We start from the raw sequence: 25,817 nt of genomic DNA, 5'->3' as shown, positions 1-25,817 counted from the left end.
CCTTCAATCCCATGCCAGAGCTAGACATACAGATCAGCGTCGAGGACGAACGCTGGCCCGACGAAGAGACGCTCGCCACGATGGCCGAGCGGGTGATCCACGCGGCCGCCGATTACTTGGCACGCGAAGAAAAGCAGCCTTTCCAGCCGCATCCGGCCGAGCTTTCGCTGGTGTTTACCGACGATGCGGCGATCCGCGAGATCAATGCGCAGTGGCGCGACCAGGACAAGCCGACCAATGTCTTGTCCTTCCCCGCCTTTCCGGTGGCGCCCGGCAAGATGCCCGGCCCTATGCTGGGCGATATCGTCATTGCGCGCGAAACTGTCGAGCGCGAGGCGGTTGATCTGGACAAGTCCTTCGACGATCATCTGACGCATCTGATGGTGCACGGTTTCCTGCATCTTTTCGGCTACGACCACATCAAGGTGGACGAGGCGGAAAAAATGGAAGCGCTGGAGACTCGTATTTTGGCCACCCTTGGCCTATCTGATCCCTATGCGGGACAGGATCCGCTGGTATAAAACTGGAACCATGAACGAGATTTCGACACAGACCGCCCGCGGCGGCACCGAATCCGAGCAGTCTTCCTCCGAAGAGGGTGGCAGTCCGTTACGACGCGAACACCACGGCCGCTCGCACAGCACCTTCTGGGCGCGGGCGATCCGCCTGCTGCGGCCAGCCCAGGGCGAAAGGTTGCGCGAAGACCTCGCCGACGCCCTGATGACCGATACCTCCGTCAGCAGTGCCTTTTCGCCCGAAGAACGGGCGATGCTGCACAATATCCTGCGATTCCGGGAAGTGCGTGTCGAAGACATCATGGTGCCGCGCGCCGATATCGAGGCCGTCGACATGACCATGACGCTCGGCGAGCTGATGATCCATTTCGAGGAAACCGGCCGCTCGCGCATGCCCGTCTATAGCGATACGCTGGATGATCCGCGCGGCTTCGTGCACATTCGCGACCTTCTGTCTTATCTCGCCAAGCAAGCGCGCAACAAGCGCCGCAGCGCGCCGCAAAAGGCGGTGCAGGTGGACGGTGCCTCCGGTGCCGTGCTGAAGGAAAAGACGGTGCGCACCCCGCGTCCCGCCTTTGATCTTGGCCGCGTCGACCTGATGAAGACCGTCGCCGATGCGGGCCTCATCCGCCAGATCCTCTTCGTGCCCCCCTCCATGCTGGCGTCCGACCTGTTGCAGAGCATGCAGGCGGCGCGCACGCAGATGGCGCTTGTCATCGACGAATACGGCGGCACCGACGGTCTCGTCAGCCACGAGGACATCGTCGAAATGGTGATCGGCGATGTCGAGGACGAGCACGATGACGACGAGGCTTTGTTCTCGCGCACCAGCGAGGATGTATTCATCGCCGATGCTCGCGTGGAACTGGAAGAAATTGCCGAGGCCATCGGCCCGGATTTCGACGTGCGCGATCAGCTGGAAGATGTCGATACGCTGGGCGGCCTGATCTTTTCGGCGCTTGGCCGCATTCCGGTGCGCGGCGAGCTGGTGCAGGCGGTGCCGGGCTTCGAGTTTCAGATTCTCGATGCCGATCCGCGCCGCATCAAGCGCGTACGCATCATGCGCAAGCGCCATGTGGTCGCGCGCCGCCGCCAGCTGAAGGGGGATGCCTCCGCATCCGAGGCAGCACTGGGCGCGGCCGAGACGCCGGTGGATTCAGCACCTGTGTCGACAGCCCCCAACCCGCCGCAGGATGGTGTCGAGCGACCCGAAGGCTGATCCGGTGAAAGGGGTGCTGTGCCGAGGGCGCCGTCGCGTGCGGCGCGCCTGCGGCAAGTCAGGCCCAGGCGGCCGCCCGTCGCTTCCTTCCACGGCCAGCCGCGCCTTCCTTTGATCCGCCTCAGTTTTCCTGCAAAGCGTTTCCGGTTTCGGCCGTGATGTTGTAGGCGTTGCTTCAGTCACATGCGTATCAAGCCCGTCAGCGTGGCCCCGCACAGCCGGTTGCCTGCGCGTCCTTAAGAGATCGGAAAGGATGTCCATGGAGCGTTTCGCCGGCAGGGTCATGCTTCTATGGGGGTGGCGTCGAGCGGGTCTTGCGATCTTGGCCGGCGCTGTTGCGGCACTTTCCATGCCACCCGTCTCCTTTGTCGCCTCGCTCTTTGTTTCCTTCACCCTGCTTGTCTGGCTGATGGATGGCACCGCAACCGTCCCGGAAGCGGGGCGGCTCGGGCGTTTTCGCACGGCGTTTTCTCTCGGCTGGCTGTTCGGCTTCGGCTATTTCGTCGCCGGCCTCTGGTGGCTCGGCAATGCGCTGCTGGTGGATGCGGACGAATTTGCCTGGGCGCTGCCGCTGGCGATTTTCGGCCTGCCGGCGGTGCTTGCGGTGTTTTACGGATGCGCGACGCTGATCGCGAGCCTTCTGTGGTCGGACGGGTTCGGGCGTCTGGCGGCTCTCGGCGTGGGCTTTGCCCTTGCCGAATGGCTACGCAGCTTTCTGTTTACCGGTTTTCCCTGGAATGCGATCGGGTATGGCGTGATGCCGGTGCCGGTCATGATGCAGTCGGCGCAGGCGATCGGCATTTTTGGCGTCACGCTGCTGGCCGTGTTCGTGGCCGGCGCGCCGGCGCTCATTGCAACGCGCAAGGGTGCGGCCGGCGGCCTTGTCATCGCGGCGGCCCTGATTGCGGCCCATGTCGGATACGGCGTCTATCGCATGCATGTCGTCGCCGCCATTCCGTCGAGCCAGCCGCCTCTTTCCGTGCGGATCGTCCAGCCGGTGATCGACCAGGCCCGCAAGATGGACAATACCGACCGTCTGGCGGTGTTCGAGGAACATCTTGTGCTGTCGGCGCTGCCGCCGAAGCCGGGCGCCCGCAGACCGGATGTCATCGTCTGGCCGGAAACCTCGGTCCCCTTCATCCTGACCCAGAATCCGGGGGCTCTCACCCGCATTGCCGGCATGCTGCAGGACGGGCAGGTGCTGCTGGCGGGCGTTGTGCGGGCCGAAGAGGCAGCTCCCGGCGAGCCGACGCGCTACTACAATTCCGTTTATGCCATCGACAGCCAGGGCGAGATCATTGCCGCCTCCGACAAGGTGCACCTGACGCCGTTTGGTGAATATCTGCCGTTCCAGAGTTTCTGGGACAGGCTCGGCATCAGCAATATCGTCGAGATGCCGGGCGGCTTTACCGCCGGCGCCAGCCGGTCGCTGATCACGCTGCCGAGCGGGCGGTCCTTCTATCCGCTCATCTGCTATGAAGCGATCTTCCCCGCGGAAATCGGCGCAGACGTCACCCGCGCATCCGCCCTTTTGAACATTACAAATGATGCCTGGTTCGGCAATACACCCGGACCCTACCAGCACTTCCTGCAGGCGCGCTTGCGGGCGGTGGAAACGGGGCTTCCACTGATTCGCGGAGCCAATAACGGCATTTCCGCAATCATAAATGCCACTGGTGAGGTAGGAAATGCGCTTGACTTTGATCAAAAAGGCGTGATCGACTCCACTTTGAGTGGTGCTTCCGTCCCTGCTTGGGACAACTACACGCGGGAAACGCACTTCTGGTTGTTGATCCTCTCTATGGCGTTGATTGCAGCTGTTTCGCGCATGGGTTTAAAAAACCATCTCAATTGACCAGAAACCCCTAAAATTGCATAGTGTTGCAGCCTTTCGTTGGATCCTATGTTTCCGTGTATCGCCTGGGCAGCGATTGTTTTAGTAGAAACATAAGTTTGCACGTAATGCGGGTTATGGGGATTGAAGAGCAACCTAGGACATTGACGATGATTGAAAACAAGAAGAAGCCGAACCCGATTGATATCCATGTCGGGAGCCGAATCAGGCTTCGCCGTACCATGCTGGGCATGAGCCAGGAAAAGCTGGGCGAGAGCCTGGGCATCACCTTCCAGCAGATCCAGAAGTACGAAAAGGGTACCAACCGTGTCGGCGCCAGCCGGCTGCAGAACATTTCCAGCATTCTGAATGTGCCGGTCTCGTTCTTCTTCGAGGACGCACCTGGCGACCATGCGACCGGCCCATCCGGCATGGCCGAGGCATCCAGCTCCAATTACGTCGTCGACTTCCTGTCGTCCTCCGAAGGCCTGCAGCTCAACCGCGCCTTCGTGAAGATTTCCGACCCCAAGGTTCGCCGCAAGCTGGTCGATCTGGTCAAGGCGCTGGCCGCCGAGGCTGACGTCGAATAAGCGCTTCCCATCGCATATCCCCGGAAAAGCGGCCTGATCGGCCGCTTTTTTTAGTCCAAAATTGCTCCAAAGGCCCCGGCATAAACCTTTCGTTGTCGTATAAAGATATATTTATGTGGTTCTGTCCTTGTTTTTGAATGGCGAACTGACTACGACATTCAGCGGTTTGTTCTTGAGGGGAATCCCAGCATGCGCGCCAATTATCTGTTCACCAGCGAATCCGTTGCCGAAGGTCACCCCGACAAGGTATGCGATCGCATTTCCGATGAAATCGTCGATCTGGTCTACCGGGAAGCCGCCAAGACGGGCGTTGACCCGTGGACGGTTCGCATCGCCTGCGAGACGCTTGCCACCACCAACCGCGTGGTGATTGCCGGCGAAGTCCGTCTGCCGCCGAGCCTGATGAAGACCGACAAGAACGGCAACGAGGTGATCAACCCGGCCAAGTTCAAGACGGCGGCGCGCCGCGCCATCAAGGACATCGGCTACGAACAGGACGGCTTCCACTGGAAGACGGCCAAGATCGACGTGCTGCTGCACTCGCAGTCGGCGCATATCGCGCAGGGCGTCGACAATGCCGCCGACCAGCAGGGCAATGAAGGCGCCGGCGACCAGGGCATCATGTTCGGTTACGCCTGCAACGAGACGCCGGACCTGATGCCGGCCCCGATCTATTATTCGCACCGCATCCTGCAGCTGCTTTCGGCAGCCCGCAAGACGGGTGAAGGCGATGTCGGCAAGCTCGGACCGGACGCCAAGAGCCAGGTGACGGTGCGTTATGTCGATGGCAAGCCCTATGAGGCCGTCTCCATCGTGCTCTCCACCCAGCATCTCGACGAAAGCTGGGACAGCAAGAAGGTGCGCTCCGTTGTCGAGCCCTATATCCGCGAAGCGCTTGGCGATCTGAAGATCGCCGAGGACTGCGCCTGGTACATCAACCCAACCGGCAAGTTCGTCATCGGCGGCCCGGATGGCGATGCGGGCCTCACCGGCCGCAAGATCATCGTGGACACCTATGGTGGCGCAGCGCCCCATGGCGGCGGCGCGTTTTCCGGCAAGGACACGACGAAGGTGGACCGCTCGGCCGCCTATGCGGCGCGTTATCTCGCCAAGAACGTCGTCGCCGCCGGTCTGGCGGAAAAGTGCACGATCCAGATCTCCTACGCCATCGGCATTGCCCAGCCGCTGTCGATCTATGTTGACCTGCATGGCACCGGCAAGGTAACCGAGGATCAGGTCGAGGCGGCAATCCGCAAGGTGATGGACCTGTCACCCTCCGGCATCCGCCGTCACCTCGACCTCAACAAGCCGATTTATGCCAAGACCTCTTCCTACGGTCATTTCGGCCGCAAGGCCGGTCGCGACGGGTCCTTCTCCTGGGAGAAGCTCGATCTCGTCAAGCCGCTGAAGGAAGCCTTGAAGAACTGAGGACGTCAGACTGATGGAATCCGAGCGCCGTTCGCGAGCCACCGAGGCCTTTTTCGGGCGGCGCAAGGGAAAACCATTGCGGGAACGCCAGGCCGACCTGATGGCCTCGGTCCTGCCGGCGCTGAAAGTGGATCTGGCGCAGCCTGCGCCAGAGACCATCGCCTCGCTGTTTCCGCAGCCGGTCACATCCATTCGTCTGGAAATCGGCTTCGGCGGCGGCGAGCATCTCGTCCACCGGGCCGTTGAAAATCCCGATGTCGGCTTTTTCGGCGTCGAGCCCTTCGTCAATTCCATGGCCAAGCTTTTGGCACGCGTGGAAGAGCTGGGCCTGAAAAATATCCGGGTCTATGAGGATGATGCGACGGCGCTGCTGGACTGGCTGCCGGAGGCCTCGATCGACCATATCGATCTTCTCTATCCTGATCCCTGGCCGAAGAAGAAGCACTGGAAGCGGCGGTTCGTATCGGCCGTCAATCTGGCGCGCTTTCACCGGGTGCTGAAGCCCGGCGGCGTGTTCTGCTTTGCCTCCGACATCGATACCTATGTCAACTGGACGCTGTCCCATTGCGCCGCCCATGGTGGCTTTCAGTGGACAGCCGAGGAGCCGGCGGACTGGCTGACGCCTTACGCCAACTGGCCGAGCACGCGTTACGAGGCAAAGGCCCGCCGCGAAGGTCGGTCATCCGCCTATCTCACCTTCACCCGTGTCTGATTGAATTTTTGAGCTGTCGCGTGCCGGGCGTCTGTTGTCGCTCCGGCGTGGTGCGCGGCGGGAAGCGAAAGACCCTCAGTGGAGGCTTACGGTCTTCAGATCGTCTTCGGCAGCCTTGAAAAAGGTGCTGGAGCGGTTGTCGGTGAGCAGGATCGGCGTGCCGTCGGCGCCGAACAGCGCCCAGAGATCGAGCGTCGGGTCAATCTGCGGCGCTTCGGGAAAGCAGCGGGAGACATCTTCCGAGCGGATCTTGCGGATATAGCCGACTTCCCCGGAACCGAGGTGGGCCAGTTCGGATTCTGTCAGGCTTGCAGTCGCGTTTTTGAGGAGCATGTGAGCCTCCGTCTCGAAATGTCAGGCATTGCTGCCACGACTTTACTTTGAGACGGAAATGTTAATTTTTCGCACCATGCGTTCCGGCTCGGGACGAATGAGATCGACGCTCAGGAGCCCGTTGGTCAGCCGTGCGCCGGACACCTGCATGCCATCGGCCAGCACGAACATGCGCTGGAACTGGCGTGCGGCAATGCCGCGATAAAGGTAATCGCGTTCGCCCGTTTCGCTCTGGCGGCCGCGGATGACGAGCTGGTTTTCCTCGACACTGACGTCGAGATCATCCTGCGAGAACCCGGCGACGGCAAGCGTGATGCGCAGCCGCTCCGGCTCTCCCGCCGCATCCGGCGCCATGCGCTCGATATTGTAGGGAGGATAACCGTCATTCGCCTTGGCCAGGCGTTCCAAGGTCTTTTCCATGGTGTCGAAGCCCAGCAGCAGCGGGCTGGTGAACGGTGTCATGCGGCTCATTGTCCAGTCCTTGGGATCAAGCGACTTTTGCGCACCCTGAAAGGCATGCGTCTGATGGCCCTCATATGGGAAGTCTTGCGCTTGAGCGCAAGCCGCGCCGCCCCTGACAGACAGCGCGGCTGGTTGCCTGTCAGACCCTGGCATCCACGTCGGAAAACAGCGGAATGGCCGGCTGCGCGCCGGGCTTCAGGCAGGCAAGCGAACCGGCAACGGCCGCGCGGCGAAGCGCCGCCTCGAAGGAAAGTCCCTGGTCGAGGCTTGCCGCCAGATAGCCGCAGAACGTGTCGCCGGCGCCCACCGTATCGACAGGGTCGATGACGAGGCCCTTGGCGCGCAGAACCTGTCCATCATGCAGGGCGACGACACCGTCGCCGCCGAGCGTCACCACCAGCGTCTGCCCGGTCTTGGCATGCAGCGCCTGCATTTCCGCAAGGCGGCTTTCCGCGTCAAGGCCGCTCTTGCCGATCAGCAGTTCGAACTCGGTTTCATTGGCAACGACAATCGTGGCAAGGCCCGCCAGCCGGATGGCATCGGGCGTCAGCGGCGCGGTGTTGAACAGCGTGCGGATCGCGCGGCTCTTTGCCTCGACCATGGCCTTTTCGACCGCGTCGGCGGGAATTTCCATCTGCAGCATCAGGATGTCGCCGTCTGCCATGTTGGCGACGGCGGCAGCACCATCGTCCGCATCGAGCGTACCATTGGCGCCGGGTACGACGGCAATCATGTTTTCGCCGTCGCCGCCGACCAGAATCAGCGCCGTACCGGTCGGGCCGGGGACCGGGCTTACGGCGGAGAGGTCGGTGCCGGCGTCCTTCAGCAGGGCAAGGGCCGGTGCGGCAAATTCATCCTGGCCGACGGCCGACACCATGCGCACGGAACTTCCGGCGCGTGCGGCCGCCAGCGCCTGGTTTGCGCCCTTGCCGCCGGCGGCCGTTGCAAAGCTTGTGCCGGCAACCGTTTCCCCCGGCTCTGGCAGACGCGCCGTGGTGGCGATGAGGTCCATGTTGACGGAGCCGAAGACGGTGATCATGACAGGCGGCCTATGCTGTTGAGGTGTCCGATAAGCGATGTGCGAAAGATGCGCGCCGGACACTGCCCGACGAGATCAATCCTCGTCAACCACCCTCAGCTTCAACAAGCCTGTCCGGCTGTCGACACTCCGCTCCCGTGCCGGCGTTTCCGATGGCGGGAGACTTGCAGGCGGCGGTTCCAGATCAAGCGCGCCGATACGGGCACCCCGCCGCGTCAGCTTGTCGGACGAGGTAAGAATCTGCTCGACATCCTTCTGGGCCGCAAGGAAATGGCTCTGCAGTTTGCGCGTCCGTTCATCCAGCCGCAGAAGATCTTCCATCAGAAGCGCCACCTCGCCCTGGATCAGATGCGCCTGTTCGCGCATGCGCTGGTCCTTCAGCACCGCCTGGATGACCTGGATGGAGAGCATCAGCAGCGACGGCGAGACGATGACGAGGCGAGCGCGCTGCGCCTTTTGCACCACCGCCTCAAAATGCTCGTGGATTTCCGCAAAGATCGATTCGGACGGCACGAAGAGGAAGGCCGTATCCTGCGTTTCGCCCGCGATCAGATACTTTTCCGAGATATCGCGGATATGGGTTTCGAGATCGCGGCGAAACTGCGCGCCTGCCTGCTTGCGCGCCTCCGGCTGGGTCGAATCGCGAAAGGCGTGCCAGGCTTCCAGCGGAAATTTGGCGTCGACGACGAGGGGCGGTGCACCGTTCGGCATCGCGATGGTACAATCGGGGCGCATGCCGTTGGAAAGCGTCGGCTGGAAGGCATAGGCCCCTTGCGGCAGGGCATCGGCAATAATCGCCTCCATGCGGCCCTGCCCAAAGGCACCGCGCGTCTGCTTGTTGGAGAGGATTGCCTGCAGGCCAACGACGTCCTTGGCCAGCGTCTGGATGTTGTTTTGCGCCGCATCGATCACTGCCAGCCGCTCCTGCAGCTTGCGCAGGTTGTCATGGGTGGATTTCGTCTGCTCGGCAATCGTCGAGCCCAGCCGGTGCGTCATGCCATCCAGCCGCTGGTTGATCCCCCGGTTCAGCTCTGCCTGCCGGCTGGCGAGAGCCTCGGCCATGGCCGAAACGCGGCCCTGCATCTCCATCTGCGCGCGCATCAGATCGGCAAACCGCTCCTCGGCCTGTTCCGCGTCGTGGCGGGACGAGCGGCGCATCACAAGCACCAGCAGCAGCGCAAGCACAAGACCCGCGACCACGACAAGGCCGCCGGTTCCCTGAAGCGAAAGGAGGATCTGGTCGAAAAGGGGAAAATTCCGGTTCTGCATGGGGCAAGCCTACCGGAGATCCATGATTTCGGGAAGATCAAAACGGGAACATTTGTGAGCTCAGCGCAAAAACCGGTGGTTTGGGCTGTTTCATCGATCCAAAAGATGGGCTATGGGGATTTCATGACGATCAAGCCCCTCATCATCCTTCCCGACCCCCTCCTGCGTCAGGTTTCGCAGCCGATCGAGCGCGTGGACGCCGATGTGCTGAAGCTTGCCGACGACATGCTGGAGACCATGTACGAAGCGCCGGGCATCGGCCTTGCCGGCATCCAGATCGGCGTGGCCCGCCGCATCCTGGTGATCGATCTTGCCCGCGAAGGCGAGGAGAAGACGCCGCTCGTCATCATCAACCCGCAGATCGTCAAATCCTCCGATGACGCCTCGGTCTACGAGGAAGGCTGCCTGTCGATCCCGGACTATTATGCGGAAGTGGAGCGCCCTGCCGCGGTCACCGTCACCCATGTCGGCCGTGACGGCAAGGAGCATGTTCTGGAAGCCGACGGCCTGCTTGCCACCTGCCTCCAGCACGAGATCGACCACCTGAACGGCGTGCTGTTCATCGACCATATCTCCCGGCTGAAGCGCGAGATGGTGATCAAGAAATTCACCAAGGCGGCGAAAGGCAAGGCTGTCTGAGGCGCTTGAAAGCGGTCTTCTTGAAATTCGTGCGGCCTTCGTTCATGATATCACTGATATCATGGAGGGGCCGCAATGGGCGATCTGTTGATCCGCAATCTGGATGAGACCCTGAAGCAGGAATTGCAACGGCAGGCGCGTCAAAGCGGTCGGAGCCTCTCGGAAGAGGCGGCCCTGCATTTGCGGCGGTCGCTGCGCACGCTTCAGGAGGGAAATCCCGCTTCCGCCGGACAGCGCATTCGCACCCTGTTGGGAAGTGACGCGTGTTGGACGCCGGAGGAATTGGCCTTTCTCGAAGCGTCACGGCATGCACCAATGCGCGAACCGCCGCGATTTGACGAATGATCGTTCTGGATACGAATGTCTTTTCCGAGTTGAAGGGGCGCAAGCATAGCGAGCGGCTGATCCTGTGGCTGGACGGCTTCCTGATATCGGAGGTCTTCCTCACCACCATCACGCTTGCCGAAACGCGCTATGGCCTTGGTCTTCTGCCGGAAGGTGCCCGCAAGGAGCAACTCACGCACACCTACAGGGTGCTTGAAGAGGAGTTCGAGCCAAGGACCCTGGCGTTCTCAGCCGCCGCTGCCCATCGTTACGGCGAAATCTGCGCACACCGTCACCGCACGGGACATCCCATCGAAACGAAGGACGCCATGATCGCCGCCATCTGTCTCGTTCACGGGGCAAGCCTTGCCACGCGCAACACAAAAGACTTCGAAGGGCTTGATCTTCGTCTCGTGAACCCGTTTGAAGGGGCCTGACGAACAGGACAGCGCAAATGGCACTTCGCATCATCTTCATGGGAACGCCCGAATTTTCCGTGGCCACGCTCAAGGCGCTGGCAGAGGCGGGTCACGAGATCGTGGTGGTCTACACGCAGCCGCCACGGCCGGGCGGCCGGCGCGGGCTCGATGTGCAGAAATCGCCGGTGCATCAGGCCGCGGAAGAGCTCGGTATTCCGGTTCTGACGCCGCTCAATTTCAAGGAGCAGGACGAGCGTGACCGATTTGCCGCCTTTGGCGCGGATGTCGCTGTCGTTGTCGCCTATGGGTTGCTGTTGCCGGTGGCGGTGCTAGAGGGCACGCGGCTCGGCTGCTATAACGGTCACGCCTCGCTTCTGCCGCGCTGGCGCGGGGCTGCCCCGATCCAGCGGGCGATCATGGCGGGCGACCAGAAGACCGGCATGATGGTGATGCAGATGGAAAAGGGGCTCGATACCGGGCCCGTCGCCCTCACGCACGAAGTGGAGATCGGCGAGAATACCACGGCCGGCGAATTGCATGACCAGCTGATGCAGGTCGGTGCGGAAGCCATGGTCGAGGCCATGGCGCGGCTGGAGGCCGGCAACCTGCCGCTGGTGCCGCAGGCAGACGACGGCGTGCTTTACGCCGCAAAGATCGACAAGGGCGAGACGCGCATCGATTTCTCACGGAGCGCCCGTGAGGTTCATGACCATATCCGCGGTCTGTCGCCGTTTCCCGGTGCCTGGTTCGAGGTGGAGATCCATGGACGGACGGAGCGGGTGAAGGTGCTTTCCAGCGAGAGGGCCGACGGGCAGGGCGAGCCGGGCGTTCTGCTGGATGACGCCCTGACGGTCGCCTGCGGGGACGGCGCGGTGCGTCTGACGCGGCTGCAGAAGGCCGGCAGCAAGCCACTTGCCGCGGTGGATTTCCTGCGCGGCACGCCGCTTCCCGCCGGCTCAAGGATCGCCTGATGCCGCGCTTCAAGATGACCGTCGAATATGACGGCACGCCCTATGTCGGCTGGCAGCGCCAGGAGAATGGCCATTCGGTGCAGGCGGCGCTCGAAAAGGCGGTTCTGTCGCTGACACAGGAGACCGTCGTGGTGCGCGGCGCCGGCCGCACCGATTCCGGCGTCCATGCGCTCGGCCAGGTCGTCCACACCGATCTGTCGCGCGACTGGCAGCCTTACAAGCTGCGCAATGCGCTCAATGCCCATCTGATGATGGCAGGCGAAAAGGTGGCGGTCATTGACGTCGAACGGGTGGAAGACGGCTTTGACGCGCGCTTTTCAGCGCTGCGCCGGCATTACCTCTACCGCATCATTTCGCGCCGCGCGCCGCTGGCGGTGGAGGCGAAACGCGCCTGGTGGGTGTCGAAGGATCTCGATCATACGCTCATGCACGCGGCGGCCCAGACGCTGGTCGGCCACCATGATTTCACGACGTTCCGGTCCGTCCACTGCCAGGCGGCCAGTCCGGTGCGCACGCTCGACCGGCTGGACGTGACGCGCTCCGGCGATCTCATCGAGATCCGGGCGTCTGCGCAGAGTTTCCTGCACAACCAGATCCGCTCCTTTGCCGGCACGCTGAAAATGGCGGGCGAGGGCAAGATGACGGTTGCGGATGTGCGCGCGGCGCTCGAAGCCCGCAACCGCGCGGCCTGCGGGCCGGTTGCCCCGCCGGACGGGCTTTATTTCATGCAGGTGGATTACCCGGACGGGGCCGGTTCAGCCCGGATAGACGTCGAGAAATCGCTCCAGAACGTCCGAGAGGAGGAGTGAGGGCACGATCAGCACCATGGTGAGGGTGGCGATCATCAGCCGCTGATCGCCGAGCAGCATGCGGAAGATCCGGCTGAGCGATACGATGAGCGCGATGATGGCGCCAAGCCAGACCAGCGCAATCAGGCCAGTCAGGCCGGGCACGGCAATCAGCAGCAGGCTCAGCACGCCATACAGATAGGAAAACGGCACCGACAGCCAGTTGGTGACGAAGACGATGGCCGGAAAGTAGCGGCCGATGCCGAGCATCAGCGCAAGAATGCCGGCCAGAACCAGCGGAAACAGCCAGTTGGCCGCCTCCAGCATGGCCATGCGCAGGAAGAAGATGCCGCCGATCGATTGGCTGGGTGGAAGCCCCTGCTGATAGGCAAGACGCCACCAGAACCATGACAGGCCGATGGCCGGCAGGCACCAGACGATGGCCCAGAAGGAGCGCATCATGCCGCGGTCGCTCAGGTCGAGATACTTGAAGCCCGCTCGGTTGCCCTTGATCAGCAGCCAGAGACCGAAGAGGTAGAGCTTGATTTCATGGAAGGGAGGCAAGGGGGATCTCGTATCGGTTGAGACGGGGAGGCGGGGGATGTCAGGACGACAAATGGGTGCGAAGCGGCAACATGGCCAGAGGCGATAGCAAAAGGATCAGCAGGATCAGCAGCCGGATCCGGCTGTCGCCGCCAACGACGGTTGTCAGAAGGTGCCATTGAAGCGCGAACAAGGCGACGCCCGCGCCGATCAGCGCCAGCACGACGACCGCCAGGCTTGCAAGGTTCCAGGTCTGCAGGTTCATGAGAAAGAAGGGTGCGGCCACCAGATGGACGAGCGGCAGATAGACGAGTGCCGACCAGTTCCACGTCACGATCAGCGTGCGCAGGAGTACTCGGACGGTGAGAAGCGGCGAGGCAAGCGACAACAGGAGGATCGGCAAAACAATGCCGGCTGCCTCGTTGAGCAGGAATTTGAAGGCAAAGGAAAGGCTGCCGCCCATGGCCGCCGCAGGGTGGCCAAGACCCGGCGTCCCGCCACGTTCCACCAGCCAGCTGCCGATGCCATAGAAAGCGATGACCGGAAGCGTCCAGAGATAGGCGCTGAAGGAGCGTGCGAGCCCTTCGTCTGAAATATCAAACACCGACAGGCCACGGGCATCGCCCCGCACCAGCAGCAGCAGGCCGGCCAGATGCCGCTTCGGCTGGCTAAAGGGCAGCATGCGCGAACCAGCGCTCGATGAACACGCCGTAGATCCCGGTCAGTGTTTCGAGATCCGCCACGGCCACGCGCTCGTCCACCATGTGCATGGTCTGGCCGACAAGGCCGAATTCCACCACCGGGCAATAATCCTTGATGAAGCGCGCATCCGAGGTGCCGCCGGTGGTCGACAGTTTGGGCGTCTGGCCGGTCACGCTTTCGACGGCGCCGGAAAGCGAGGAGACGAGCGCATCGTTGCGGGTGAGAAAAACATGGCTCGGGCGCTCCGACCAGGTGATGTCATAGCGCATCGCCGGGCGACCGGGCCTCAGGCTCTCGTCGGCGCAGGCCTTGTCGAGACGGGCAAGCAATTCCGCCTGCAGGCTCTCCACGCTCCACAGATCGTTGAAGCGCACGTTGAAGGCAAATTTGACCTTTGCCGGAATGACATTGGTGGCTGTATTGCCCGTATCGATGGCGGTGACTTCAAGGTTCGACGGCGGAAAATTCTCGGTGCCCGCATCGAGCGGCGGGTTCATCAGCGCTTGCATCATGGCCGTTGCCGTCCGCAGCGGATTGTCGGCGAGGTGCGGATAGGCCACATGGCCCTGCACGCCATGCACGGTGACGAAGCCGGAGATCGAGCCGCGGCGGCCGATCTTGATCATGTCGCCGAGGCGGTCCGGATTGGTCGGTTCGCCAACCAGGCAGGCATCCCAGCGCTCGCCCTTTGCGGCGGCCCATTCCAGGAGTTTCACCGTGCCGTTGATCGCCGGGCCTTCCTCGTCGCCGGTGATGAGGAAGGAGATGGAGCCCTCAGGCGCCCCATGCTTTTCGATATGGCGGGCAACGGCTGCGATGAAGCAGGCGATGCCGCCCTTCATGTCGACGGCACCACGGCCGAACAGTTCGCCGCCGGCGATTTCGGCGGCAAAGGGCGGATGGCTCCAGGCACCCGCATCGCCGACCGGCACGACGTCGGTATGGCCGGCAAACATCAGGTGCGGTCCGGCCGTTCCCAGTCGTGCATAGAGGTTCTCGATGTCCGGCGTTCCCGCCTCCGTGGCCGTCACCCGCTCGACTGAAAAGCCGAGTGGTTCCAGCATGGCCTGAAGCGCCGACAGCGCGCCGCCTTCCGCCGGTGTGACCGACGGGCAGCGGATGAGAGTGCCGAGGTTTTCGACGGGATCGGTGGCAGACATCGGATAGGCTTTCGGTCAGTCGCGCAGCAGCTCGTTGATGCCGGTCTTCGAGCGGGTCTTTTCATCGACGCGCTTGACGATGACGGCGCAGTAGAGATGCGGGGCGGGAAGGCCGTTGCCCATCGTGGCGTTGGCAGACGGCATGGAGCCGGCAACGACGACCGAATAGGGCGGCACTTCGCCATACATGACCTCGCCCGTGGCGCGATCGACGATCTTGGTCGACTTGCCGATATAGACGCCCATGCCCAGAACCGAACCCTCGCGGATGATGCAGCCTTCGACCACTTCCGAGCGGGCGCCGATGAAGCAATTGTCCTCGATGATCGTGGGGCCGGCCTGCAGGGGCTCCAGAACGCCGCCGATGCCGACGCCGCCGGACAGGTGAACGTTGGAGCCGATCTGCGCGCAGGAGCCGACGGTCGCCCAGGTGTCGACCATGGTGTTTTCACCGACATAGGCGCCGAGATTGACGAAGGACGGCATCAATACGACGCCCTTCGAGACATAGGCCGAGCGGCGCACGACGGCATTCGGCACGGCGCGGAAGCCGGCGGCGCGGAACTGGTTCTCGCCCCAGCCTTCGAATTTCGACGGCACCTTGTCCCACCAGGTGGAGGCGCCGGGGCCGCCCTTCACCACTTCCATGTCGTTGAGGCGGAAGGAGAGAAGAACCGCCTTCTTCAGCCATTGGTGAACCGTCCACTGGCCGTCTGCGCCACGCGCGGCAACCCGCAGCGTGCCGGCGTCGAGAAGGTTCAGGGCTTCCTCGACGGCGTCGCGGATCTCGCCTTTGGTGCCAAGGTTGACGCTATCGCGGTTGTCGAAGGCCTGTTCGATGGTCGCTTCGAGGGAGGAGAAGTCCTTGGGCTCGGGGCTGGTCATGGGGGGTCCTTGGATGTCACACGGATCGTGATGAGGGCAAGCGCGCTGCCGGCTGGCAAATTCTTGCCTTTTGCTCTAAGCGACCGCCACTTAAGCGTCAATGTGGTTTGGCGTGCCGGCACGAAGACCCGCCCGGCGAAACGCAGCAATGCATCGCATGTGAATGGGGAACCGCACACTTCCTCAATCCATTGCGGATAGAACGAGACAGTGACATCAGGATTGCGAAGGACACGACAGATGGCCGCAGGAAAGAACGACGCGAAGAGACGCAAGGGTGGTGTCTTCGATCCGCTGAAGGACAGCTCCGTCGACAAGCTGCGTGCCCGCGCCATTCCCAGGACGCCGCAGTCGGAATCGCCCTCCTATCGGCTGGCCTATGTGGACGAGGATTTTCTCTGCCGTGACGAGTTGCGCCCCGTGCGCCTGCAGCTGGAGCTGCTGAAGCCGGAAATGACGCTTACCGAAATGGGCATCAAGTCCACCGTCGTTCTCTTCGGCGGCGCGCGCATCCCGGCCCCCGGCACCGAGCCCTGGGCTGCCCGCAACGAGGTGCAGCGCAAGAACCTGACCGCGGCCTCGACCTATTATGAGGAAGCGCGCAAGTTTGCCGCGCTCTGTGCGCAGGAGTCGGCCCTTCACGGCCATCAGGAATATGTCGTGGTGACCGGCGGTGGCCCCGGCGTGATGGAGGCCGGCAATCGCGGCGCTTCGGAAGCGGGGGCCCCGACGATCGGGCTCAACATTCTTCTGCCGCACGAGCAGGCGCCCAATCCCTATGTCACGCCGGCGCTCAGTTTCAACTTCCACTATTTCGCCATCCGCAAGATGCATTTCCTCATGCGGGCGCGGGCGATTGCGGTGTTTCCGGGCGGCTTTGGCACGCTGGACGAGCTGTTCGAGGCCGTCACGCTCATCCAGACGCGGCGCATGGCGCGCATCCCGCTCATCCTGTTCGGGGAGAAATTCTGGCACAAGATCATCGATTTCCAGGCGTTGGCCGATTTCGGCACCATTGCGCCGGAAGACATCGAGCTGTTGAATTTCGTCGAAACCGCCGAGGAGGCGTGGCAGGTGATGGCCGATTTCTACGACATGGAAAAGCCCGCTCCCTCGCGGTGAGGGGCGGGCCGTTTCTCTTCGTCAGAGCGTGAGGGCGAGGATCAGAACGGGCGGTCCGGCAGGTCGTCGATGGTGATGACACCGTCCTTGTTGCGATCCATGCGGTCAAACAGCTTGTCGATGGCCGCCGTTGCCTCGGCCTTGCTGATCTGGCCGTTCTCGTCGGTGTCGGCCATGTGAATGAGGGCCATCATCGGCATCATGCCGCGCGGACCCATGCCGTGATGCCGTCCATGCGGGCCGCGGGGACCTTCGCCACGGGGACCTTCGCCGCGGGGGCCGCCGTCATGCTTCATGGCATCGGGTCCACCGGGGCCGCGCGAGCCACCGGCTTCCGGCGGTGGTGGCGGGCCGCCTTCGTCATCGGCCATTTCGTCCGGCTCGGCGCCTGGGCCCTTCGGCTCGGCGGCGCGTTCGGCGCGGCGCTTTTCACGCCACTCTTCCATGCGCGCCTCGTGGTACTTGCGCAGTTCGCCCGGCGTCAGCACGCCGTCCTTGTTTTCGTCGGCTGCCGCAAACAGGCGATCACCCCAGGCCGCCACTTCTTCGCGGGTGATCTTGCCATCCTTGTTGGTGTCGGCTTCCTTCAGCAGACGAATGAACATCATGTCCCGCATCATGGCGCGCTCGGGGCCGGGCCGGCCGGGACCGTGATGGGGCCGCCCCTCGGGTGCTGCAAAGCTTGGCGCGGCTGCCCCGACGAGGAATGTCGCGCCAAGGGCTGCGAGAGCAAGTTTCTTGATCGTCATAGACATGCATCCTTCTGCTTGTTGTCTTGACACCAAGCTAGGGCTGCTTGCCCGCCTTCACCACTTAAACATCGGTAATCTCTAGTGAAGCTTTGGTAATGTTTTGCCGTCAGCGTTGAAGGATGGCGCCGAGGAAGGCCACCAGGTCGTCGGTCATGTAATCGACGTTGGGGTCCTCGTCCTGCGCCTGTTCCCAGCGTTCGATGATGAAATCGCCGAGATTGCGCGGCACCATCAGCACGGTCTTCATGCCGAGCGCACGGGGCACTTCGAGATTGCGCGGCAGATCCTCGAACATCGCCGCATGGCGCGTATCGACGCGGTTGAGGCTGGCGAACTTGTCATAGGTGGCGCCGGCGGGTTTCGGCACGTAATCGGCCGCCACGATGTCGAAGATATCGTCGAACTGATCGAGAATGCCGAGTGCCCGGGCCGCTGCCTGCGCATGCGAAACGGTGCCGTTGGTAAAGACGAACTTGCGCCCCGGCAGCGCCTTGATTGCCTCGCCCAGTTCCGGATGCGGCAGAAGCGCGGAATAGTCGATGGCATGCGCGCGCTCGAGGAACCCGTTCGGATCGATGCCGTGATGCACCATCAGGCCCTTCAGGGTCGTTCCGTGCTCGTGATAATAGCGCTTCTGGAGAACCCGTGCCTCCTGCGGCTCCATCTGCAGGAGTTCGGCCACGAAGGCCGTCATGTTGCGGTCGATCTGCGCAAACAGATTGACGTGGTGCGGATAAAGCGTGTTCTCGAGATCAAACACCCAGTCACGGACATTGGCGAAATCGGCGGGGTCGGGCGTGGCGTTGAGCTGTGGCATGGCCGCTTTATGCACCGCTCGCCACGGAAAGAAAAGCCATCCGGCCGTAAGCCGAACCGTTCCGGCCCGAGGTGGCCTTGGCGGGTGCACGGGCCTCATGCTAGCGCCACTCAATGGAACTCTGGATCCCCATCACCATTGCCGCCGCCTTTTTGCAGAATTTGCGCTCGGCCTTGCAAAAGCATCTGCAGGGCTCGCTCGGCACGCGGGGCGCAAGTTTTGTGCGCTTCGGTTACGGGTTTCCGGTCGCAGTGCTCTATGTCGCAGGCCTGCATCTCTTCGGCGGCTTCCGCCTGCCGCAGCCGACACTCGGCTTTGCCGTCTGGTCGATCATTGGCGGGCTTGCGCAGATCTATGCGACCATCATGCTGGTCTACCTGTTTTCGCTGCGCAATTTTACCGTCGGGACGGCCTATTCCAAGACCGAACCGATGCAGGCGGCGCTCTTCGGCCTCGTCATCCTGGGCGAACGCTTGAGCCTTGGCACGCTGGTTGCGATCCTCATCGGCATTGTCGGCGTGATGACGATTTCGGTGGCGCGCTCGCCTCTGACCTTTTCCGGCCTGTTCCGTTCGCTCGCCACCCGCACGGCCTTGATCGGCATTGCATCCGGGGCCGTGTTCGGCATTTCGGCGGTGGCCTATCGTTCGGCGTCGCTGTCGCTCGATGGGCCGAACGCCGTGATGCAGGCAGGCTTCACGCTGGCTTTCGTCACCGGCTTCCAGACGCTGTTCATGCTCTTCTGGATGCTGGCGACGGACCGAAGCGAAATCGGCAAGGTCATCCGCTCATGGAGAACGTCGGCTTTGGTGGGGCTTGCGGGCGTGGTGGGCTCTGCCGGGTGGTTCACGGCGATGACCCTGCAACAGGTGGCCTATGTGCGGGCGCTCGGCCAGATCGAACTGGTCTTCACCTTCATGGCCTCGGTCTTCCTCTTCCATGAGAAGATCAACCGGCTGGAGGTTCTGGGATGCCTGCTGATCGTTGCAGGCATCCTCGGTCTTCTGTTTCTCTGACGTCTGAGGTCAGGGAACGATCAGCGTTCCGGCACCACCTTCGGTGAAGATTTCGAGCAGCACCGAATGGGACGTCTTGCCGTTCAGGATGACGACACCCTGCACGCCGGCGCGGATGGCGTCGATGCAGGTTTCGACCTTGGGGATCATGCCGCCGGAAATCGTGCCGTCCTTGATGAGAGCCTGCGCCTGGGCAACCGACAGTTCCTTGATCAGGTTCTTGTCGCGGTCGAGCACGCCCGGAACGTCGGTCAGGAACAGCAGGCGGTCGGCGCGCAGCGCGCCGGCAATCGCGCCGGCAAAGGTATCGGCATTGATATTATAGGTCGCGCCGTCACGGCCGGGAGCGACGGGGGCAATCACCGGGATCATTTCGGACTTGGCCAGAAGATCAAGCAGCGTGCGGTCGACTTCCACCACTTCGCCGACGAAACCGAGATCGAGCACACGTTCGATATTGGAATCCGGGTCGATGACGGTCTTGCGGGCCTTTTCGGCAAACACCATGTTGCCGTCCTTGCCGCACAGCCCGATCGCCCATTCGCCGGTCTGGTTGATGAGGGCGACGATTTCCTTGTTGATGGAACCGGCAAGCACCATTTCGACGATCTCGACCGTCTTCTGGTCCGTCACGCGCAGGCCACCCTCGAATTTCGACTCGATGCCCATTTTCGACAGCATGGCGCCGATCTGCGGGCCGCCGCCATGAACCACGATCGGGTTGACGCCCGACTGCTTCAAAAGCGCGATGTCTTCGGCAAAGGCCTTGCCAAGCGCCGCATCGCCCATGGCATGGCCGCCATATTTCACGACGATGGTCTTGTTCTCGTAACGCTGCATGAAGGGCAGCGCCTGCGCGAGCAGCTGCGCCTGCATCTCACTTTCGGAAAGGGACATCGAATTACCTCTGGAACCTCAGGTGCGGCCTTGTAACGCATGTTTTTGACAGAGGAAATAATCCGGCGCCAACAAATGAGCGTAAGTGTCACGATGACGTCAAAAAAGGCAGGCTGCAATGCCGGGAGGCCGACCACGTGAAAAGCAGTGATGCGGAGCTTTCCCACCTGGTGGCGCAGATTGCGCTGAAGGATGGTGACGCCTTCCGGGCGGTCTATGAACGAACCTCGCCAAAACTTTTCGGCGTCTGCCTTCGTATCCTCAAGGATCGCGAGGATGCGCAGGATGCGCTGCAGGAGGTTTATGTGAAAATCTGGCGCAATGCCCAGCGCTTTGCCGGCTCCAATGTCGGGCCGATGCCCTGGCTGTGTGCGATCGCGCGCAACCATGCCATCGACGTGTTGCGCGCCCGCCGTCCCGCCTCCGACAGCCTGGAGGAGGGGGCGCAGCAGTTTCCAGATGATGCGCCGGACCCGGAAAGCACTGCCGTCATCAAAGGCGAGGGAAGGCGCATTGACAGGTGCATGCAAGAGTTGGATCCTCAGCGCGCCGAGGCTGTGAAAAGTGCCTATGTGGAGGGGCTGAGCTACCAGGAACTGGCAAAGCGTCATGCTGTTCCCCTGAACACCATGCGCACCTGGCTGAGGCGAAGCCTGTTGTCGTTGAGAGAGTGCATGGAGCGATGAGCAATCCTGACCAGAGCGAAGGCGACCGCGCCCGCGACGAGGTTCTTGCCGGTGAATATGTGCTGGGCGTGCTGTCGGCAGAAAGCCGCGCACGGGTGGAGGCGCGCATCCGTCGCGACCGCCCCTTTGCCGCCATCGTCGCCCGCTGGGAAGAGAATCTTTCGCCGCTCAACGACGAATATGAGGCGATCGCACCGCCCGACTTCATCCTGCCGATGGTGGAGCGCCGGGTGCTTGCCACCCGCCGTCGCGCGCTGGCATCGAGAACCAGCACGTTTGCCGGACTTTGGGGCTCGCTTGCCTTCTGGCGCACGCTTGCGCTTGCCTCCATCTTCCTGTTTGCCGGCACGATGTTCTTTACGTTCGTGGCGCCGCTGCCCGGCGCACCGGACGCTGGCCGGTCCGGTCAGCGGCAACCGGCCCCGCTTCGCCCGCTTGCAGAACTCGCCGGCCAGAACAATGCGGTGAGCCTGATTGCGCGCTACAGTGCCGGCGACGGTATTTTGCGCCTCACACCTGTCGCCACTGCCGGCGACCAGCCGCATTCGCTGGAACTCTGGGTGATCGACGGCAACGATAAGGCCGTCTCGCTCGGCATCCTGCCGCAATCGGGCGAGGGAGAGCTTGCCGTGCCGCAGGCCCTTCGACCGAAGCTGAAGGATGGCGTGACACTGGCTGTCAGCCTCGAACCCTATGGCGGCTCGCCGAGCGGCGCACCGACCGGCCCGGTTCTCGCGCTTGGCAAGGCGCAGATGCCCTGATTCCCCCTCCCGCCGGCCCCGACGACTGTCCGGGCCGGTGGAAGCGTGAGCCGGCCGGCCGGTTCGCAAGGTTGCCTGCCAGACGGGTCGCATGTCAACTGGGCAGTCGAATGCAGCATCACCTTTTTGCCGGCGTTGCTGAAACTCTTTCGTCTTTCCCCTCGTCCTTGCTGATGTCCCCGATGACGGGGACGGCGGCTGCGGCAAAAAGCCCGGCCGTCTCAAGGTTAGAGGAAGAGGAAAGCCCCATGTTGAAGACTGCCCTGCGCAGCGTCGCAATCGTTGCCCTTCTGTCCGCAAGTGCCGTCGCCACCCAGGCCGCCAATCCGAAGGTTGGCGGCGCAGCGATGTATGAAAACAAGAACATCGTCGAAAATGCCATGAATTCGAAGGACCACACCACGCTGGTGGCGGCTGTGAAGGCGGCGGGTCTTGTCGAGACGCTGGAAGGCAAGGGGCCGTTCACGGTGTTTGCGCCGACCAATGAAGCCTTCGCCAAGCTGCCGAAGGGCACGGTCGATACCCTGCTGAAGCCGGAGAACAAGGCTCAGCTCACCAAGATCCTCACCTGCCACGTGGTGGCGGCCGATGCCATGTCGAAGGCCATCGAAAAGATGATCAAGGACGACGGCGGCGAGCATGACGTCAAGACGGTCGGCGGCTGCGTACTGAAGGCCAAGGAAGCCAAGGGCAAGATCACGCTGACCGACGAAGCCGGCGGTGTCGCCCATGTCACGATCGCCGATGTCAAGCAGTCGAACGGCGTGATCCATGTGATCGACCACGTGCTGCTGCCGAAGATGTAACGAATAAATCGGCCATCACCGCCCGGGTGAGGCCTTGAGAAACGGCGCCGCGAGACCCGTCAGCTCTGACGTTCGTGGCGCCGCTGCCGGTCTGGCGGCTTTCCTTGTCGTCCCCTGAAGTCCGTCAGGCCGGTTTTCCGACGGTCAGCCCAATGGCCTGCCGCAGCTCGTCCAGCCCCTCGAACTTTTCGGAGGATGTCGACAGGACTTCCGGATAGGCTGCCGGATGCTTGCGGATCTTTTCCTGCGTTTCAGCCAGCAGCCGCACGACCGCCGGCGGCTTGATCTTGTCGGTCTTGGTCAGCACGATCTGGTAGGACACGGCGGCCTTGTCGAGAAGGTCGAGCACTTCGTCATCGTTCTTCTTGATGCCGTGGCGGCTGTCGATCAGCACATAGACGCGCTTCAGCGTGGCCCGCCCGCGCAGGTAATCGAAGACCAGTTTCGTCCAGTTGTCGACCATGTCCTTCGGCGCCTGCGCATAGCCGTAGCCGGGCATGTCGACGAGTGCCATCGGCGGCAGGTCGTCACCGGCGCCGGAATAGCCGTCGGGCACGAAATAGTTGAGCTCCTGCGTGCGACCCGGCGTATTGGAAGTGCGCGCCAGACCCTTCTGGCCGACCAGCGCATTGATCAGCGAGGATTTTCCGACATTGGAACGGCCCGCAAAAGCCACTTCCAGCGGTCCTTCCGGCGGCAGGAATTTCATCGCGGGAACGCCGCGGATGAAAACCCACGGCCGGCCGAAAAGCGGTCTTTCCTCGAAATTCTGATCTGTCGCCATGTCGTTTATCGCCATTTGTCTGTTTTGAAGGTCCGGCTTCATGCTTTTGGCCGGTAATGTCAAGCTTGAAGCGCCAGGCGCCGATTGACCGTATCCTGAAACGACAAGACCCCGGCAAGGCCGGGGTCTCGAACGATTTCGGCTATTTCGTCTCGGCCGGTTTTCGCTTGAACAGGCCCTTGATGTTGTCAATGAGTTCCACCTTGGCGCCGTGGCGCTTCATGATCAGCGCCTGCTGCGTGATCGACAGCGTATTGTTCCAGGCCCAGTAAATGACCAGACCGGCCGGGAAGGACGACAGCATGAAGGTGAAGACCAGCGGCATCCAGGTGAAGATCATCGCCTGGGTCGGGTCGGGCGGCGTCGGGTTCATGCGCATCTGCAGGAACATGGTGATGCCCATGATGATCGGCCAGACGCCAATCATCAGCGCATGCGGCACGTCATAGGGCAGAAGCCCGAACAGGTTGAACAGCGAGGTCGGGTCCGGAGCCGAAAGGTCCTGGATCCAGCCGAAGAAAGGCGCGTGGCGCATTTCGATGGTGACGTAGATCACCTTGTAGAGCGAGAAGAAGATCGGGATCTGCAGGACCACCGGCCAGCAGCCGGCAATCGGGTTGATCTTTTCTTCCTTGTAAAGCTGCATCATCGACTGCTGCAGCGCCATGCGGTCGTCGCCATGCTTCTCCTTCAGCTCGGCCATTTTCGGCTGGACGCGCTTCATGGCGGCCATCGAGGCATATTGCTTGCTGGCCAGCGGGAAGAACAGCGCCTTCACGACGATGGTGGTGCACAGGATCGCCACGCCAAAATTGCCGAAGTAGCGGAAGAAGAAGTCCATCAGTTTGAACATCGGCTTGGTGATGAAGTAGAACCATCCCCAATCGATCAGCAGGTCGAAGCGCGGGATCGAATAGCTCTGTTCGTAGCCATCGACCAGCGGTACTTCCTTGGCGCCGGCAAAGACGAGGTTCTTCAGCTGCGTCGACTGGCCGGGCGCGATGGTGATCGCATCGGTCTTGTAGTCGGCCTGGTAGCGCGGCTGGCCGTCGGTGAAATGCGTGAAGCGCGATTCATACGGCAGCTGCTGCGGCGGAACGATCGTCGAGGCCCAGTATTTGTCGGTGATGCCGAGCCAGCCGCCGGTGGCCTTGGCATTGACCGAGGCCTCCTTCTCGATGCTGCTGTAGCTGTGCTCCGAAAGGCCGCTCTGGGCGCCGAGGACGCCGAGGAAGCCTTCGTGGATGACGTAGACGGAGGGCGTGGCCGGCTTGTTGTAGCGCGTCACGCGGCCATAGCTTGCAAGACTGATGGCATCGCCCGTCGGGTTGTCGATCTTGTCGGTGATCGTCAGCATGTAATGGTCGTCGACGGAGATGGTGCGGTTGAACACCACGCCCTTGTCGTTGGTGAAGGAGAGCGTCACCGGGGTCGTCGTCGTCAGCTTGTCGCCGGAGGCCAGCGTCCAGACGGTGCCGGGCCCGGGCACGGTGCCGGAGGTGTCGCCGGCGATATAGCCCACTTCGGTGAAATAGCCGTCCTTGGTGTCGGCGGGCGACAGCAGCGTGATCGTCGGGCTCTTCGGGTCGACGGTCTCGGTATAGTCGCGCAGCTTCAGGTCATCGAAGCGGGCGCCGGTCAGGTTGATCGAGCCGGCAAGGGCGGGCGTATCGATGGCAACGCGGGCCGAGCGGGCAAGCGCCTGTTCGCGGGTGGCGGCTGCCGGGGCCTGGGTGGAGCCGGGCAGCGTGCCATTGGCGGTGCCGCCCACGGTCGGATTGGCCGGCTGCGGGTTTGCGGCCTGCTGCTGTGCAAGCTGTGCGCGCTGCGCCTCTTCGGCGCGCTGCTGCGCTTGCATCCTCGGGTTCATGTAGAGGAACTGCCAGGCAAGAACGATCAGCACCGAGAGCGCGATCGCGATGAAGTAATTGCGGTTCTTTTCCATCATGCTTTCCTGGAACGGGTCTCCTCGGACCGCTTGTGTTTCGGTCGGCTTCCCAGGCGTTCGGAAAGCGCCGCCGTGATATCGGCGAAGGATGCGTTCAGCATCTCGCGTCGGGCGACAATGACATAGTCATGACCGTCTTTCATTGCAGCGCCGCCGGAAAGCCGCACTGCCTCGCGCAACCGTCGCCGCATACGATTGCGCTCGACGGCATTGCCCTGCTTCTTGGTCACCGTGAAACCGACACGGGGACCGCCTTCCGGTTCCTTGCGGTCGAGCACTTCCATGAGGAAGAGGCGCCCGCGGCGTTTTTCGCCATCCCGGACAGCAAGAAACTGCGGCCGGCTTTTCAGCCGCCCGACAGTTTTCGTCTTCTGGTCTTCAGTCGTCATTTCCGGC

The 25,817-nt window shown here is 62.5% G+C and carries 30 protein-coding genes; 16 read left to right on the top strand and 14 right to left on the bottom strand.

Going from position 1 to position 25,817, the window contains the following annotated elements; all coding sequences use genetic code 11:
* The first annotated feature begins 11 nt into the window (after positions 1–11).
* From ybeY to trmB, 6 genes are all read left to right on the top strand, one after another.
* Positions 12–521: an rRNA maturation RNase YbeY gene (gene ybeY / locus J2858_RS05635; protein ID WP_210103720.1), complete on the top strand. Its 510-nt coding sequence runs from the start codon at positions 12–14 to the stop codon at positions 519–521.
* 10 nt (positions 522–531) lie between these two features.
* Positions 532–1,734 carry a hemolysin family protein gene (locus tag J2858_RS05630; RefSeq protein WP_210103719.1) on the top strand — a complete coding sequence of 401 codons (1,203 nt, stop codon included), beginning with the start codon at positions 532–534 and terminating at the stop codon, positions 1,732–1,734.
* 259 nt (positions 1,735–1,993) lie between these two features.
* A complete protein-coding gene (gene lnt / locus J2858_RS05625; protein WP_210103718.1) occupies positions 1,994–3,589 on the top strand; it encodes an apolipoprotein N-acyltransferase in 1,596 nt (531 codons plus the stop codon).
* A gap of 149 nt (positions 3,590–3,738) precedes the next feature.
* Positions 3,739–4,158, top strand: a complete 420-nt coding sequence (locus J2858_RS05620; RefSeq protein WP_210103717.1) for a helix-turn-helix domain-containing protein — start codon at positions 3,739–3,741, stop codon at positions 4,156–4,158.
* 189 nt (positions 4,159–4,347) lie between these two features.
* Positions 4,348–5,586, top strand: a complete 1,239-nt coding sequence (gene metK, locus J2858_RS05615) for a methionine adenosyltransferase (RefSeq protein ID WP_210103716.1) — start codon at positions 4,348–4,350, stop codon at positions 5,584–5,586.
* A gap of 13 nt (positions 5,587–5,599) precedes the next feature.
* Positions 5,600–6,298 (top strand): tRNA (guanosine(46)-N7)-methyltransferase TrmB, encoded by a 699-nt coding sequence (gene trmB, locus J2858_RS05610; protein ID WP_210103715.1) that lies wholly within the window; start codon positions 5,600–5,602, stop codon positions 6,296–6,298.
* Positions 6,299–6,373: 75 nt separating this feature from the next.
* Here the strand turns inward: trmB and J2858_RS05605 are convergent, their stop codons facing one another.
* From J2858_RS05605 to J2858_RS05590, 4 genes are all read right to left on the bottom strand, one after another.
* Complete coding sequence (locus J2858_RS05605) at positions 6,374–6,631, bottom strand: DUF1150 family protein (RefSeq protein ID WP_210103714.1); 258 nt, start codon at positions 6,629–6,631, stop codon at positions 6,374–6,376.
* 42 nt (positions 6,632–6,673) lie between these two features.
* Complete coding sequence (locus tag J2858_RS05600) at positions 6,674–7,102, bottom strand: Hsp20 family protein (RefSeq protein WP_210103713.1); 429 nt, start codon at positions 7,100–7,102, stop codon at positions 6,674–6,676.
* Between the two features lie 130 nt (positions 7,103–7,232).
* On the bottom strand, positions 7,233–8,132 hold the full coding sequence (locus J2858_RS05595; protein WP_210103712.1) for a ribokinase: 900 nt from the start codon (positions 8,130–8,132) through the stop codon (positions 7,233–7,235).
* 75 nt (positions 8,133–8,207) lie between these two features.
* Positions 8,208–9,401 (bottom strand): DNA recombination protein RmuC, encoded by a 1,194-nt coding sequence (locus tag J2858_RS05590; RefSeq protein WP_210103711.1) that lies wholly within the window; start codon positions 9,399–9,401, stop codon positions 8,208–8,210.
* Positions 9,402–9,524: 123 nt separating this feature from the next.
* On the opposite strand from J2858_RS05590, the gene def reads away from it, so the two are divergent.
* From def to truA, 5 genes are all read left to right on the top strand, one after another.
* The gene (def, locus tag J2858_RS05585) at positions 9,525–10,040 is read left to right on the top strand and encodes a peptide deformylase (RefSeq protein ID WP_245365547.1); all 516 of its coding nucleotides are present in this window, start codon (positions 9,525–9,527) and stop codon (positions 10,038–10,040) included.
* A gap of 75 nt (positions 10,041–10,115) precedes the next feature.
* Positions 10,116–10,385, top strand: a complete 270-nt coding sequence (locus J2858_RS05580; RefSeq protein ID WP_210103709.1) for a FitA-like ribbon-helix-helix domain-containing protein — start codon at positions 10,116–10,118, stop codon at positions 10,383–10,385.
* On the top strand, positions 10,382–10,801 hold the full coding sequence (locus J2858_RS05575; RefSeq protein WP_210103708.1) for a type II toxin-antitoxin system VapC family toxin: 420 nt from the start codon (positions 10,382–10,384) through the stop codon (positions 10,799–10,801). The genes J2858_RS05580 and J2858_RS05575 overlap by 4 nt, the downstream gene beginning before the upstream one ends.
* Positions 10,802–10,818: 17 nt before the next feature.
* The gene (gene fmt / locus J2858_RS05570) at positions 10,819–11,754 is read left to right on the top strand and encodes a methionyl-tRNA formyltransferase (protein WP_210103707.1); all 936 of its coding nucleotides are present in this window, start codon (positions 10,819–10,821) and stop codon (positions 11,752–11,754) included.
* On the top strand, positions 11,754–12,563 hold the full coding sequence (truA, locus tag J2858_RS05565) for a tRNA pseudouridine(38-40) synthase TruA (RefSeq protein WP_210103706.1): 810 nt from the start codon (positions 11,754–11,756) through the stop codon (positions 12,561–12,563). Before fmt ends, truA begins: the two co-directional genes overlap by 1 nt.
* Here truA and J2858_RS05560 read toward each other — a convergent pair.
* Genes J2858_RS05560 through dapD form a run of 4 tightly spaced genes read right to left on the bottom strand, consistent with a single transcriptional unit; the run spans position 12,510 to position 15,832 of the window.
* Positions 12,510–13,106 (bottom strand): hypothetical protein, encoded by a 597-nt coding sequence (locus tag J2858_RS05560; RefSeq protein ID WP_210103705.1) that lies wholly within the window; start codon positions 13,104–13,106, stop codon positions 12,510–12,512. The two genes, truA and J2858_RS05560, sit on opposite strands and share 54 nt — an antisense overlap.
* A gap of 40 nt (positions 13,107–13,146) precedes the next feature.
* Positions 13,147–13,767, bottom strand: a complete 621-nt coding sequence (locus tag J2858_RS05555; protein ID WP_210103704.1) for a hypothetical protein — start codon at positions 13,765–13,767, stop codon at positions 13,147–13,149.
* The gene (dapE, locus tag J2858_RS05550; protein ID WP_210103703.1) at positions 13,754–14,947 is read right to left on the bottom strand and encodes a succinyl-diaminopimelate desuccinylase; all 1,194 of its coding nucleotides are present in this window, start codon (positions 14,945–14,947) and stop codon (positions 13,754–13,756) included. The genes J2858_RS05555 and dapE overlap by 14 nt, the downstream gene beginning before the upstream one ends.
* 15 nt (positions 14,948–14,962) lie before the next feature.
* A complete protein-coding gene (gene dapD / locus J2858_RS05545; protein ID WP_210103702.1) occupies positions 14,963–15,832 on the bottom strand; it encodes a 2,3,4,5-tetrahydropyridine-2,6-dicarboxylate N-succinyltransferase in 870 nt (289 codons plus the stop codon).
* A gap of 240 nt (positions 15,833–16,072) precedes the next feature.
* On the opposite strand from dapD, the gene J2858_RS05540 reads away from it, so the two are divergent.
* Positions 16,073–16,954: an LOG family protein gene (locus J2858_RS05540; RefSeq protein WP_210103701.1), complete on the top strand. Its 882-nt coding sequence runs from the start codon at positions 16,073–16,075 to the stop codon at positions 16,952–16,954.
* Positions 16,955–16,995: 41 nt separating this feature from the next.
* Here J2858_RS05540 and J2858_RS05535 read toward each other — a convergent pair whose 3' ends face one another.
* Positions 16,996–17,703, bottom strand: a complete 708-nt coding sequence (locus tag J2858_RS05535; protein ID WP_210103700.1) for an EF-hand domain-containing protein — start codon at positions 17,701–17,703, stop codon at positions 16,996–16,998.
* Positions 17,704–17,812: 109 nt separating this feature from the next.
* Positions 17,813–18,523 (bottom strand): pyrimidine 5'-nucleotidase, encoded by a 711-nt coding sequence (locus J2858_RS05530; RefSeq protein WP_210103699.1) that lies wholly within the window; start codon positions 18,521–18,523, stop codon positions 17,813–17,815.
* Positions 18,524–18,636: 113 nt separating this feature from the next.
* On the opposite strand from J2858_RS05530, the gene J2858_RS05525 reads away from it, so the two are divergent.
* Positions 18,637–19,539, top strand: coding sequence for a DMT family transporter (locus J2858_RS05525; RefSeq protein WP_210103698.1), 903 nt, complete (start codon positions 18,637–18,639; stop codon positions 19,537–19,539).
* Between the two features lie 9 nt (positions 19,540–19,548).
* On the opposite strand, the gene argB is transcribed toward J2858_RS05525, so the two are convergent.
* Complete coding sequence (argB, locus tag J2858_RS05520; protein WP_210103697.1) at positions 19,549–20,436, bottom strand: acetylglutamate kinase; 888 nt, start codon at positions 20,434–20,436, stop codon at positions 19,549–19,551.
* A gap of 137 nt (positions 20,437–20,573) precedes the next feature.
* Between argB and J2858_RS05515 the strand changes: the two genes are divergently transcribed.
* The 3 genes from J2858_RS05515 (at position 20,574) to J2858_RS05505 (ending at position 22,689) form a co-directional block, all read left to right on the top strand.
* Complete coding sequence (locus tag J2858_RS05515) at positions 20,574–21,122, top strand: sigma-70 family RNA polymerase sigma factor (RefSeq protein WP_210103696.1); 549 nt, start codon at positions 20,574–20,576, stop codon at positions 21,120–21,122.
* Entirely contained in the window at positions 21,119–21,883 is a 765-nt protein-coding gene (locus J2858_RS05510; protein ID WP_210103695.1) for an anti-sigma factor, read from the top strand. The genes J2858_RS05515 and J2858_RS05510 overlap by 4 nt, the downstream gene beginning before the upstream one ends.
* Before the next feature lie 248 nt (positions 21,884–22,131).
* On the top strand, positions 22,132–22,689 hold the full coding sequence (locus J2858_RS05505) for a fasciclin domain-containing protein (protein WP_210103694.1): 558 nt from the start codon (positions 22,132–22,134) through the stop codon (positions 22,687–22,689).
* A 124-nt stretch (positions 22,690–22,813) separates the two neighbouring features.
* Here J2858_RS05505 and yihA read toward each other — a convergent pair whose 3' ends face one another.
* From yihA to rnpA, 3 genes are all read right to left on the bottom strand, one after another.
* Entirely contained in the window at positions 22,814–23,473 is a 660-nt protein-coding gene (gene yihA, locus J2858_RS05500; RefSeq protein WP_210103693.1) for a ribosome biogenesis GTP-binding protein YihA/YsxC, read from the bottom strand.
* A gap of 142 nt (positions 23,474–23,615) precedes the next feature.
* The gene (yidC, locus tag J2858_RS05495) at positions 23,616–25,418 is read right to left on the bottom strand and encodes a membrane protein insertase YidC (protein ID WP_210104151.1); all 1,803 of its coding nucleotides are present in this window, start codon (positions 25,416–25,418) and stop codon (positions 23,616–23,618) included.
* Positions 25,418–25,810, bottom strand: a complete 393-nt coding sequence (rnpA, locus tag J2858_RS05490) for a ribonuclease P protein component (protein WP_210103692.1) — start codon at positions 25,808–25,810, stop codon at positions 25,418–25,420. Before rnpA ends, yidC begins: the two co-directional genes overlap by 1 nt.
* Between the last annotated feature and the right edge of the window lie 7 nt (positions 25,811–25,817).

Source organism: Neorhizobium galegae (assembly GCF_017877135.1).
GTDB lineage: Bacteria > Pseudomonadota > Alphaproteobacteria > Rhizobiales > Rhizobiaceae > Neorhizobium > Neorhizobium galegae_A.
This window is presented reverse-complemented; position numbering and strand designations above follow the sequence as displayed.